This is a genomic window from Campylobacter gastrosuis (assembly GCF_030249845.1).
Taxonomy (GTDB): Bacteria; Campylobacterota; Campylobacteria; order Campylobacterales; family Campylobacteraceae; genus Campylobacter_A; species Campylobacter_A gastrosuis.
Genome location: NZ_JANURM010000002.1, coordinates 106,952 through 119,181 on the forward strand (window position 1 = coordinate 106,952; position 12,230 = coordinate 119,181).

The following is a 12,230-nucleotide window of genomic DNA, read 5'->3' on the forward strand; positions in this document are numbered from 1 at the left end:
TATGAATAAAAAGTTAATACTTACATCTTTAATGGGAATTTTAATCTCTGGCTGTTTTTATCAAACGCCAAAAATTCCAAGCCAAAAAATTGATACAAATGGCTCAATTTTAAGCGATTTAAACGCAACACAAGAAGTAAAAGAAGCTCCAAAATTCATAAAAGATTTTAGTGCCTTAGATAAATATTTAGGCAAAAATGCCGGTAAAGACTGCTCTGGATTTGTATTTTTGGCAAATAAAGAGTATGAAAATTTCTTTTTTGAGCCAGAAGATGTTTCAAAAAACTACGATAAAAAGGGCAGACGTTCAAAGGCTATTTATAATCTATTTAAAAGAAATGACAAAATCAGTCAAAATTTTGCAAAATCTGGCGATTTGATATTCTTTGCAAACACGCTTGGCAGGGGAGCGCAGTCTAATAAAGATAAAGAAAATATCACGCACGTGGGCATTATTACGCAGGTTTTTAAAAGCGGACGGGTTGAGTTTATTCACAATCTAAACGGCGTGATTAAAAAAGGCTATATGAATTTAGGCGAAAAAAATAGACACAAAAAGGACGGCAAGGTGCAAAATAGCTATATTATCAAATGCAAAAAAGGTGTGTCAAACTGCCTGACATCACAGCGTTTTGCTGGCTTTGGCGAGGTTTGGTGATGGAGTTTTTTGATGAAATTTTAAGCATCATAAACGAGAGTGATTTGGAGCTAAAATTTAGCAAATTTGCCCTGTTTTATGAGAATTTTAAAGCCAACAAAGAGCTAGATTTTAAGCGAAAAACGCCTTTAAAACCACTAGAAAAACCCTGCTATGAGAAATTTTGCAATGTAGTTGCAATGCGTGATTTAAACAAAAAAATCGCCCCAAAAGATAAAAATATCCACTTTATCCACTCCGTCGCTCACATTGAGTTTAGTGCCATTGACATTGCACTTGACGCTGCTTACCGATTTGACGGGCTACCAAGGGCGTATTATGAGGACTGGCTTGAAGTGGCTAGCGATGAGATTAGGCATTTTTTGATGATAAGCGAAATTTTAGCCAAAAACGGCGTAAAATATGGCGATTTTACCGTGCATAATGGGCTTTTTATTGCACTTACAAAGACCCAAAATAGCCTAATTGAGCGTATGGCACTCCTGCCACGATATATGGAGGCAAACGGGCTTGACGCAAACGCTCATATCATCAAAAAACTAAAAGAGCAGGGCGGTAACGATGAGCTTATTTTGGCACTTGAAGTGATTTTGCGTGAAGAAATTTCACACGTTAGCAAGGGCGATAGGTGGTTTAAATTCGCTTGTGAGCGTGAAAAAATAGAGCCAAGCGAGTATATAAATATCGTTAGAAATTTATATCCAAATTCATTTTCTAGCATTAGGACGTTAAATGAGAGCGACCGATTAAAGGCTGGTTTTAGCCAAAATGAGCTTGAAGAAATCAAAAATTTAGCGAGAATATCTTGAAAATATTTATCATTAGACACGCAAAGGCTGAAATTTTAGCTCAATCAGGGCAAGATTTTGAGCGAAATCTCTCAGAAAAAGGCAAAAACGACATAAAAATAATGGCAAAAATTTTAAAGAGCAGGGGTTTTAAGCCAGATTTGGTCTTTTCAAGCAGTGCAAATCGCTGTAAAGATACGGCAAAAAGACTCTTTGAAGCCCTAAATATCAAGCAAAACATAAAACTAAGACAAAAACTTTACGACGCTAATTTAAATTACATCTTAAAATTTTTAAAAGATATAAAAAATGCAAACAGCGTCGCCTTAGTGCTTCACAATCCACTTGCAACCGAGCTTTGTGAGTATCTTAGCGACTGCGTGATACAAAATTTACCAACTTGTGGCGTTTTTTGTTTAGAAAACGAAGATGAGTTTTTAAATCCGACAAAGGCAAATTTCAAAGCCACATTTTTTGAATATCCAAAAAAATATACAAAATAAAAAAACAGCTTTTAAAAATACGTAAAACTATCTGCGTTAAGGTAAAATACAAACTATTTTATATCTTTTGTATTGAAAACTGCAATTTTCAGAGATTTATTTTTAAATATCCTAAAACTACTTCAAAGCCCGTATTTTAGGCTTTATCTTTTGGCAATTTCTAATTTATCCATAAAGTTTTATTGATTATTTTACGTGTTTTATTGCTTAAAATTTTTAGCACACGATTTTTCTCGTGTGCTATGTTTATGCCCTACTTTTTAGATTTTTGGAGGCAAAATTAGATTTATGAAATTTTTATTTTCTTTGCTAAAAAGTAAAATATTGCCAAGATTATCTTTTAAGGGTTTGTAGCTTAAAAGGTCTTTAATATCCCTATCGCTTAAAGTTCTGTTGAAATTTTGAATATTTCTTGAAATCTCAAACTCACAACTTGTGCAAAAAACTTTCGTATCGCTTGTTTTTAGTGTGCCATTTTGACAAATTAAACAGGTCATTTTTATCCTTTAAATGAAATTTTTATGAAGCAAATCTATTTTGCTTTTTAGCTCGTTTAGCTCGTTAAATAGCGAAATTTCAGCGTTAAAATTTCGCACCAACGCCTCTATTTGCTCTGGCGAAAAAATCGGCACTTTTAGCTCTTTGATATCTTTTATCAAAAGCTGCGGCATAAGTGTGCCGTTTTGTAAATTTCTAAACACACTTTGGGCAATTTCTGACTTTAAAAACATATAAAGTGCGATGGCTTCATCTTTATTTTGGCTGTTTAGCCTAATTATTTGCGTGGCTTGCGAGGCAAAGACATTGTCTGAAATTTCGCCTAAAATAGCGACTTTACCGATGTTGCCACGCACACATAAAAGCAAATCGTAAGGTTTTAAGGCGTAGGTTTTTAGCCTTGTGTCGTTTTTATCTGCTAGTTTTTGTTTGCTAAAATTTTGCGTAAATCCGGCTTCGCTAAAATCGCTTGGCAGGATTTCATAGACCAAATCGCCCTCCTCGCTTTGATTTATGAGCTGTGATTTTTTAGTTTGAGCTATCTTTTCAAGCGTGGTTAGGTTGAAATTTTTAAGGCGATTTTGTGCCGATTTTAACTCATTATTTATGATAAAACGCTCGGCTGAAAGCGTGTAATCTTGGCTTTTTAGCTCACTAATTTGCACGTTTTGAGAGAGTTTATCTACATTTTTTTTGTAATTTTTTAGGATAAAATCGGTGTTTGTTAGGCTAAATTTTCTGCCATCTTTTTTAACAAAATCGCCATTTTTTAAGTCAATAAACCAAACAAAATCATCGCTTTTTTGCTTGTTAAAAATTAGTAAAACTAGATCGGCTAATACGCCATTTACGAGATTTCGTGGCAGTGAGATGACGGCTTCAATGTGGTTTTGCTCAATTAAAAATTTACGAAAATCATAAACTAAACCGCTTTTAAACGTAAAATTATTTAGCGTAAAAACGGCAGATTTTTTGCTAGTTTGAGCCAAAATATGCTCTAAGAGCGTGATCTCTTGCGTGTGTTTTGTGGTTTGAAAACTAAATCTGTTAAATTTATCTTCGCTTGGGTCGTAATCTGGGAGTTTTTTAATCGGCAAAAATGATAATGAATAATCAAATTGCCTTAAAATATGCGGTGCATTTTCGTTTGTAAATTTTGGCTGTGTTAAAGCGTTTGTTTGATAAAAATTTACCTTTGTGCCATCAATAACATTTGCAAGTTCGGCGATAATCTCGTTTTTATCATAATCTGCGTAAAAATTTGCATCAGAAACGTAAGCATAAGAAAATCCATTTACAAACGGCACATAAATATTATTTAAATCAGCACCTAAAATTTCAAGTGCAAATTTCGCCAAATCATCATTTAAAAGCTCCCTATTTTGAAAAAAAGCTACATTTACGCTAGGTAAATTTTTATCTTTTACGTAGTTTAGAATTTGCACCAACTCGCTATCATTTATCTTTTCAAGTGTGTAAAGCCTGAAAATTTTAAACTCGCCAAGCTTGGCAAAAATGCTAGATAGCTCCTTAAAGCTAACTTTTTTTGAGTAAAAATTTTCAAAACTTAGCTCATTTGGCAGTTTTGATGATAAGACCTGCCACGCCTTTAAAACATAGCAAAGCGTCAATCTATCATCGCCCCCTACTCTTTTTAAAAATGATAGTAGCTCATTTAGACTTTTTTGTTCATCTAAATTTTTATAGTTCAATGCTGTTTGCATACTAGCTCCTTTTTGATTATTTTATAGTAATATCTTTACTACTTTGAGAATTGTATCAAAAAAGAGTTAAAAATGTCAAGTATTTTTACTAGATTTAGAAGCTAATAATAACAATACTATTTTTTAGTCTGGATAAAAAAGTGCGATTTAAAACCGCACTAAATTTATGATTTTAACAGCTCTTTTGCGTATTTTAGCCCTAAATCATAGGCTAGATTATTTGCGTCTCTTACCTTTTGTGGCACAGATGAGAGCATATTTTCACGCACGATCTCCTCATCAATGCAGCCACTCATCGCAACTGCAACACCCAGTGCAACAACACTTTGAGTGATGACATTTTTTACTTCATCCTTTGCAATCGTAATAATTGGTATGCTATAAATCGTGAAATTTTTAAGATCATCGCTACTTGGCTTTACTAAATTTGGCTCAATCACGATCACTCCGCCCTTTTTTACGCCGTGTTTGTAGGCGTCAAAGCTACTTTGAGCGGTGGCTAACATAAACTCAATCTCACCCTCGTTTGCATAAGGGTATAAAATTTCATCATCATCAAGAATAATATCAACCTTCGTTGGCCCGCCACGAACCTGCGATGTGTAGGTAGATGCCTTCACGCCGTAACCGCCACTTTTTATCTTTGCACTAGCCAAAATCTCCCCAGCCAAAATCACGCCCTGACCGCCAACGCCAACAAATCTAAGCTCTTTTTTCATCTTATCGCTCCAAAATCTATCGGTTTTTTATCTTTTAAGGCAGTTTTTACAAGCTCGTAAGCCTTTGTGTATTCGGTTTTGCTATCATCAACGTGCAAAATTCCAAGCGGATAAACGCCCTGCTTTTGGCTCTCATCAAGGGCGTTAAATTTAACCAAGCTTAAAGTCCGCTCATCAAGCCAGTCAAGCATTTTTGTCGCTTCTGCCATTTTGTTTTTTCTGCCTAAATTTATGTGGCAATTTGAAAAAACGTCAAAAAATGCGTAGCCGTCGTGCTTAAAGCCCTCTACAAAAAGCTTTGTAAGCTCTTTTGGTGTGGTGATTTTACCGCGTGCTACAAATGTCGCCCCTGCTGCTATTGCTAAATTTGTGGCATTAAAACTTGGGTCAATGTTGCCGTAATTTGCCGTAGCAGTCCAAAATCCGCGAGGCGTGGTCGGACTTGTTTGAGAATTTGTAAGTCCGTAAATGAAGTTGTTTATCAAAATGTGCTTTAAGCCGATATTTCGCCGACAGCCGTGCATAGTGTGGCTAGCACCGATAGCAAGTCCGTCGCCATCGCCGGTGATTACTAAAACGTGCTTGTCTGGATTTGCCATTTTTATGCCAGTGGCGTAAGCGATAGCCCTGCCGTGCGTGGTATGCACGGTGTTGCAGTTTATGTAGCTTGAAATTCTGCCTGAACAGCCAATGCCAGAAACCACGCAAACATCATTCATATCCCAGCCAAGCTCATCAATAGCACGGATAATCGCCTTTAAAACCACGCCGTCCCCACAGCCCCAGCACCAAAGTGTAGGCAGTTTATCGGTCCTTAAATATTTATCATAATCAAACGCCATAATACTCCCCTATTCTCGCTTCAATCTCGCTTGGACTTATCGGTCTGCCGTTTGCTTTAAGAAGCGTTTTTATATCATCTCTAAGCGTTGCTTTTGTGATTTCGCCAAAGTATTGTCCTAAATTTAGCTCACAAATCATCACGTTTTTAAACTTAGTAAGTTCATCGTTTAAAATTTTAGCGTTTAGTGGGAATAGGGTTTTTAGTATAAAAACGCCCACTTTTATGCCGCGTTTTCGCATATTTAGCACAGCAGCCTTTGCACTAAGTGCCACGCTTGTGTAGGCGATAATGCAAATATCAGCGTCATCAAGCATAAATTTCTCGTAGTCAAAAATTTCATCTGATTTTGAGTTGATTTTATTAAACAAACGATTAATGTTAAACTCAACAATTTGTGCATCTTCGGTTGGAAAGCCACTTGCTCCGTGATGAAGTCCGGTTATGTGGTAGCGGTAGCCTTTAAAGAATGGATTTAGCACGGCTGGGCTGTTTTCATCGGCTTTATAAGGTAGATAGTCGCTACTTTTGCCATTAAAAACTGCCCTATTTTGCACCTTAATCTCTGAAATTTCAGGCAAAAACGCCTTGGCTTGCATATGAGCGATACTCTCATCAAGAAGCAAAATCACTGGCGTCATAAAACGCTCGGCTAAATTAAACGCCTCTATCGTTTTTGTGTAGCACTCGTTTAAATTTGAGGGCGTTAAAACTATCATATTTATATCGCCGTGAGTTGGGTTTTTTGCTTGTAAAATATCGCCTTGTGCCACACGTGTTGGCAGTCCAGTGCTTGGTCCTCCACGCATTACATTTACAATTACAAGCGGAATTTCAGCGATAAAGCCAAGTCCGATTTGCTCAGCTTTTAGCGAAATCCCCGGTCCAGAACTAGCTGTCATCGCCTTTTTACCGCTCATTGAAGCACCAAGAGCGGCTGAAATACTAGCTATCTCGTCCTCCATTTGCATAAAAACACCGCCATTTTTTGGCAAAAGTGTGCTTAGCTCGTGAGCGATTTCGCTACTTGGCGTGATAGGATAGCCGCCAAAAAACTCGCACCCAGCGTCAATCGCACCCATTGCGACAAGCTCATTACCAGTGGCTATAATCTCTCTCATTAAAATTCCTTTAAATTTTATAAAAGCCGTTTTCTTTGATTTTTTGCGAAATTTCTCTGCTTTCTTGGCTTAATTTTGCAAATTTATACCCCTTATCGGCTACAAAAATCGCAAAATCTGGACAGGAATTCTCACACTCCCTGCAACCAATGCAAAAATCTACATTTACCACTTCTAAAATTTTACCAAGCACGGCACTAGGCTCAACTCTCATCGCTAAAACCCCAGCTGGACAGCGACTTACGCAGATATCACACGCCTTGCAACGCCTCTCATCTACCCAAACAGCAACACCACTCATCTTAGCACCTCTTTTAGTTTTTCTCCGATTTTTGCTGGGTTACTTACCACGTAAGCACCAGCACTGCTTAGGGCGTGCATTTTTGCGTTTGCACTTGCATTTTCTGAGCTGATAATCGCACCTGCGTGCCCCATTTTACGCCCTTTTGGCGCACTTGCCCCTGCGATAAAAGCAATAACAGGCTTTGAAATTCTCTCTTTGATGATTTTAGCAGCACTTATTTCAAGCTCTCCGCCAATCTCGCCAATTAGCACAATCGCCTTTGTTTCATCATCATCTTGAAATTTCAGTAAAAGCTCATCATATCCAGTGCCAATAACTGGGTCGCCACCAATACCAATGGCTGTGCTAATGCCATAACCTTCGCTTAAAACCTGATTTGCCGCTTCGTAGGTTAGTGTGCCTGATTTTGAGATGATGCCGACATTTATCGTTGATTTTTTAAAAATTTCGCCAGGCATAATACCTAATTTACACTCATTAGCACTGATTATGCCCGGGCAGTTTGGACCAATGATTTGCATACCGCACTTTTTGGCATAATCTTTTGCTTTAAGCATATCTAAAACTGGGATATGCTCAGTAATCACAACACAAAGTCTAATCCCAGCCTCTGCTGCTTCAAAAACAGCATCTTTTGTAAAGGCTGCTGGGACAAAAATAATGCTCGTATCGGCGTTTGTGGCGAGTTTTGCCTCTTTTACGCTGTTATAAACCTTAACGCCAAGATGAGTCGTGCCACCCTTAAACGGCGTGACGCCTGCTACGATGTTTGTGCCGTATTCTAGGCACTTTTGCGTGTGAAAGCTACCCTCTTTGCCAGTTATGCCCTGAACGATGACCTTTGTGTTTTTATCTATTAAAATACTCATTTTAGCTCCCCTTTTGCAAAGCTAACAGCCATTTTTGCACCCTCATAAAGGCTAGGACTTGCGTAAAGTCCGCTTAAATTTGAGTTATTTAAAATTTCAATTGCTTCGTTTTTATTTGTCCCATCAAGTCTAATAACAACTGGCACATTTAGCCTTAAATGCTTACAGGCTTCGCAAATCCCTTGTGCAATCAAATCACAACGGACAATGCCGCCAAAAATATTTACAAAAATAACCTTAACTCGCTCATCTTTTAAAATCAGCTCAAATGCCTTTGTGACGCCCTCTTGATTAGCCCCACCGCCAACATCAAGAAAATTCGCCGCCTCGCCGCCAAGCTCTTTAATAATATCCATAGTCGCCATAGCAAGTCCAGCGCCATTAACCACGCAACCCACGCTACCATCAAGTTTTATGTAGCTTAGCTTTTGTGCCTTTGCGATATTTTCGCTCTCATTGCTCTGGCTTGGGTCGTTTAGGGCTGAAATTTCAGGGTGGCGAAAAAGTGCGCTATCATCAAAGCTAATCTTGCAATCAAGTGGATAAAACTCATCATCATCGCCTAAAACGAGCGGATTTATCTCAACCAAAACCGCCTCTTTTTGCGTGTAAATTTGATAGAGTGAAAATAGAAGTTTTGAAAATTTTACCCCTAAATCTTTGCTAAATTCTAAAAATTCCAAAAGCTCTTGAATGTGAAAACCACAAAGCCCAATTTGCGGATCAATGGCTATAAATTTTATAAGCTCCGGGCTTGTTTTTGCTGTCTCTTCAACGCTAACACCGCCATTTTTTGAGATGATTAAGCCGATATTTTCGTGCGTTCTATCAAACATAAAACTAAGGTAGAACTCGCGCTTAAATTTTAGCGTTTTCTCAACGTAAATTTTATTTACGATAATGCCATTTTTTGGGGTTTGTGGCGTGATTAGTGGCTTTTGTAAAATCGCACTGGCAAACTCTAATGCCTCGTCCTTGCTCTTTGCGATTTTTACGCCACCGCCAAGTGCCCTACCACCAGCGTGAATTTGTGCTTTGATGGCAAAACTATCGCCACCAAGCATATTTAATGCCTCTTTTATCTCGCTCAAACTTGAAGCGACAACGCCGTCCATAACGCTAATGCCGTAGCTTTTTAAAATCTCTTTTGCCTGATATTCGTGTATATTCATTGTAAATTTTCTCTTAAAAATTTGAAATTTTCGCTAATTTTTAACTCGCTATTTTTTAGCTCATCTTGCTCATTTTGGCTTAATTTTGGCTTTAAAATTTCAGCCAAACCAGCCCTATTTAGCCTGATAAGTCGCCCAGAGGCTAAATTTTCATCAAGCACGACAGAGCCACTTAAAATCTCATCGCTGCCATTTTTTATCGCCTCACACATTTTTACAGCCCCAGCTGCTGGTGCATAAAATGCCGAAGTTTTCAGCAGTTTTACGATTTTTGCTCCGCCGTTTTTGGTCTCATTTTTTATCGTTTCAAACTCGCTTTGAGTTAGATTAATACTTAAATTTGAGCTTGAAATTATCATTTCATCGTTGTGAGTGCCGATGACTTTTGCGTCAAAAGTGCTTGCATTTAGCCCTTTTAGTGTTGAAATTTCATACTTTAAACGAGCAGAATCAAGCTCGCCAGCCATACCTAAAATGCGATTTTTGCTAAAACCGCTAAATTTTAGGGCGACTAAAACCATAACGTCAAGCGGATTTGTGATTACGATGATGATTGAATTTGGGGCAAATTTGGCTACATTTTGCGAAGCATTCTTAACAACTTTTGCGTTTTTTAGTAGCAAATCCTCCCTGCTCTCGCCCTCTTTTCGTGGGCTGCCAGCCGTGATGATAACTATGTCGCTATCCTTGATAAGCTCGTAATCATCGCCACCTTTTAGCCTTATATCGGCATTAAAAACACAGGCGGCTTGATAGATATCCATAGCCTTTGCAGTTGCCACGTCTTTGAAAATGTCAATCAAAATAATCTCATTTGCAACGCCCTTTAAAGCAAGTGTGTAAGCCGTGTTTGCACCGACATTGCCAGCACCTATTACAGAAATTTTCATAACTCTATCCTACTATTTAAAATTTCACTCGGTCTTAACGTCTTAGCGACCACCTTTTCGTTTAAGAAATACCAGCCACCAAGCTCAACCTTTTGCCCTTGATTTGCATTTAGCTGTGCTAAAATTTCATCTTTATTTGCGGTTAAAAAATCTGCTAAATCGGCGTAAATTTCTGCCAATTCACCATTTTTTAGCTCATTTAGCCAAAACAGAGCTAGTAAAAAATGACTGGCACGTGTGTCGTTTTTACCCACTTCTGGTTTTGGAGATGAGTTGGTTTTAAGATACTGACTAATTGCGTTATCAAGGGCTTTTGCTAAAATCAAAGCCTCTTTGTTGTTACAATTTGTAGCATAAAATTCAAGCGAAGCATTAAGAGCTAAAAACTCGCCTAAACTATCCCAAATGATATGATTTTGCTCCAAAAGCTCTTTTGTAAGAAGCGGTGCCGTCCCACCAGCTCCGGTTTCAAACAGCCCACCGCCGTTTAAAAGTGGCACGATTGAGAGCATTTTAGCACTTGTGCCAAGCTCTAAAATCGGATATAAATCGGTTAAATAATCCCTTAAAACATTGCCAGTTACGCTAACTACATCTTTACCATTTCTAATCTCACTAAGGGTTTTTAAACAAGCTTTTTGTGGGTTTAAAATTTCAATGTTTTTTATATTTTTTATATAAGGTGTTACGATTTGTATCATATTTTTATCACTTGCCCTACTCTCATCAAGCCAAAAAATTGTTAAATTATCGCTTGTTTTTGCTCTATTTATTGCTAAATTTATCCAGTTTTTTATCGCCTCATCTTTTGCGATACAAGCCCTAAAAATATCACCCTTTTTAACGCTAAATTTTAGATACTCATTATCAGAAAATACAACAAATTCGCCATCATTTTCTGCAATGAAGCTCTTATCGTGACTGCCGTATTCTTGGGCTTTTTTAGCCATTAAACCGATATTTGAAACGCTACCAATACTCCTTACATCAAGTTTGCCACGCTCCTTAAAATCATCAAGTGCAGCCTTATAAACACCAGCGTAAGTCCTATCAGGGATTAGTGCTTTTGTGGCTTTAAAATTGCCATTTTTGTCTATCATTTGACCTGAATTTCTAAGCATTTGAGGCATTGAAGCGTCAATTATCACATCGCTTGGGACGTGAAAATTTGTAACACCATTTTTAAAATCAACCATAGCCACATCAGCATTTTCTTTAAAGCACTGGCTAAATTTTGCCATTATCTCATCTTTTTTTGGCGAGTTTTCAAGCTTTAAAAATATATCTTTTAGCCCATTTTCGCCCCTTATATCTAGGCGTTTAAACTCATCTTTAAACTCATCAAAAACTGGCTTAAAAAACGCCTTTAAGGCGTAGCCAAAGATGACTGGGTCGCTTACTTTCATCATTGAGGCTTTTAAGTGTAGGCTTAAAAGCAAGTCCTTCTCTTTTGCGTCTTTAAACTCATTTTCATAAAATTTATAAAGGCTATCAACGCTTAAAAAACTAGCGTCAAAAATATCGCCAACGCTTAATTTGATATCATCTTTTAAAAGCGTCTCTTTGCCGTTTTTATCTATAAATTTTATCTTTAAAATTTCATCTTTTTGTGCGATAAATGAGCGTTCATTTTCATAAAAATCGCCGCTATTCATTGAGCAAATCTCTGCCCTATTTTTAGCGTCCCACTCGCCCATAAAATGTGGGTTATTTTTAGCGTAATCCTTAACCGCCTTTGTGCTTTTTCTATCTGAATTACCCTCTCTAATTACTGGATTTACGGCACTGCCTAGGATTGGTGCGTAAATTTTTGGGTTATTTTCATAATCTGGCAAGTCAAATCCAGCGTTTTTAAGCTCTAAAATCGCCGCTTTTAGCTGTGGGATAGTGGCTGAAATATTGGGTAGTTTTATGATATTTGCGTCTTTTTGCTTTGTTAATTCGCCTAAAATTTTAAGTCCATCATCAGCGTAATTAAACGCTGCTAAAATCCTGCCGCTTAGGCTAATATCAACGACTTTTAGTTTGATTTTGGCTCTATTTAAAATGCATTTTAAAATCGGCAACAGCGAAACGCTCGCTACAAATGGGCTTTCATCGGTCTTTGTCCAAACAATCTCACTCATCTTTTGCTCCTAAAAAA

13 protein-coding genes are annotated in these 12,230 nt (G+C 37.6%); 3 read left to right on the plus strand and 10 right to left on the minus strand.

The window, feature by feature from the left end:
* Position 1 precedes the first annotated feature (1 nt).
* Genes NYG85_RS02510 through NYG85_RS02520 form a run of 3 tightly spaced genes read left to right on the plus strand, consistent with a single transcriptional unit; the run spans position 2 to position 1,949 of the window.
* Entirely contained in the window at positions 2-658 is a 657-nt protein-coding gene (locus NYG85_RS02510; RefSeq protein ID WP_284936903.1) for an NlpC/P60 family protein, read from the plus strand.
* Positions 658-1,467, plus strand: a complete 810-nt coding sequence (locus NYG85_RS02515; protein ID WP_284936904.1) for a ferritin-like domain-containing protein — start codon at positions 658-660, stop codon at positions 1,465-1,467. The genes NYG85_RS02510 and NYG85_RS02515 overlap by 1 nt, the downstream gene beginning before the upstream one ends.
* Positions 1,464-1,949, plus strand: coding sequence for a SixA phosphatase family protein (locus NYG85_RS02520; protein ID WP_284936905.1), 486 nt, complete (start codon positions 1,464-1,466; stop codon positions 1,947-1,949). The genes NYG85_RS02515 and NYG85_RS02520 overlap by 4 nt, the downstream gene beginning before the upstream one ends.
* Positions 1,950-2,209: 260 nt before the next feature.
* Here NYG85_RS02520 and NYG85_RS02525 read toward each other — a convergent pair whose 3' ends face one another.
* From NYG85_RS02525 to NYG85_RS02570, 10 genes are all read right to left on the minus strand, one after another.
* Positions 2,210-2,446, minus strand: coding sequence for a hypothetical protein (locus tag NYG85_RS02525; RefSeq protein ID WP_284936906.1), 237 nt, complete (start codon positions 2,444-2,446; stop codon positions 2,210-2,212).
* Between the two features lie 9 nt (positions 2,447-2,455).
* Positions 2,456-4,171, minus strand: coding sequence for an N-6 DNA methylase (locus NYG85_RS02530; RefSeq protein ID WP_284936907.1), 1,716 nt, complete (start codon positions 4,169-4,171; stop codon positions 2,456-2,458).
* Between the two features lie 164 nt (positions 4,172-4,335).
* Positions 4,336-4,890 (minus strand): 2-oxoglutarate:acceptor oxidoreductase subunit OorC, encoded by a 555-nt coding sequence (locus tag NYG85_RS02535; protein WP_284936908.1) that lies wholly within the window; start codon positions 4,888-4,890, stop codon positions 4,336-4,338.
* Positions 4,887-5,732 (minus strand): 2-oxoglutarate ferredoxin oxidoreductase subunit beta, encoded by an 846-nt coding sequence (locus tag NYG85_RS02540; RefSeq protein WP_284936909.1) that lies wholly within the window; start codon positions 5,730-5,732, stop codon positions 4,887-4,889. The genes NYG85_RS02535 and NYG85_RS02540 overlap by 4 nt, the downstream gene beginning before the upstream one ends.
* Positions 5,722-6,852 carry a 2-oxoglutarate synthase subunit alpha gene (locus NYG85_RS02545; RefSeq protein WP_284936910.1) on the minus strand — a complete coding sequence of 377 codons (1,131 nt, stop codon included), beginning with the start codon at positions 6,850-6,852 and terminating at the stop codon, positions 5,722-5,724. Before NYG85_RS02545 ends, NYG85_RS02540 begins: the two co-directional genes overlap by 11 nt.
* Positions 6,853-6,862: 10 nt before the next feature.
* Positions 6,863-7,153: a 4Fe-4S dicluster domain-containing protein gene (locus NYG85_RS02550; protein WP_284936911.1), complete on the minus strand. Its 291-nt coding sequence runs from the start codon at positions 7,151-7,153 to the stop codon at positions 6,863-6,865.
* The gene (sucD, locus tag NYG85_RS02555) at positions 7,150-8,025 is read right to left on the minus strand and encodes a succinate--CoA ligase subunit alpha (protein ID WP_284936912.1); all 876 of its coding nucleotides are present in this window, start codon (positions 8,023-8,025) and stop codon (positions 7,150-7,152) included. The genes NYG85_RS02550 and sucD overlap by 4 nt, the downstream gene beginning before the upstream one ends.
* Positions 8,022-9,197, minus strand: a complete 1,176-nt coding sequence (gene sucC, locus NYG85_RS02560) for an ADP-forming succinate--CoA ligase subunit beta (RefSeq protein ID WP_284936913.1) — start codon at positions 9,195-9,197, stop codon at positions 8,022-8,024. The genes sucD and sucC overlap by 4 nt, the downstream gene beginning before the upstream one ends.
* Positions 9,194-10,087 carry a malate dehydrogenase gene (locus NYG85_RS02565; protein ID WP_284936914.1) on the minus strand — a complete coding sequence of 298 codons (894 nt, stop codon included), beginning with the start codon at positions 10,085-10,087 and terminating at the stop codon, positions 9,194-9,196. Before NYG85_RS02565 ends, sucC begins: the two co-directional genes overlap by 4 nt.
* The gene (locus tag NYG85_RS02570; RefSeq protein ID WP_284936915.1) at positions 10,084-12,213 is read right to left on the minus strand and encodes an NADP-dependent isocitrate dehydrogenase; all 2,130 of its coding nucleotides are present in this window, start codon (positions 12,211-12,213) and stop codon (positions 10,084-10,086) included. The genes NYG85_RS02565 and NYG85_RS02570 overlap by 4 nt, the downstream gene beginning before the upstream one ends.
* Positions 12,214-12,230: the final 17 nt, after the last annotated feature.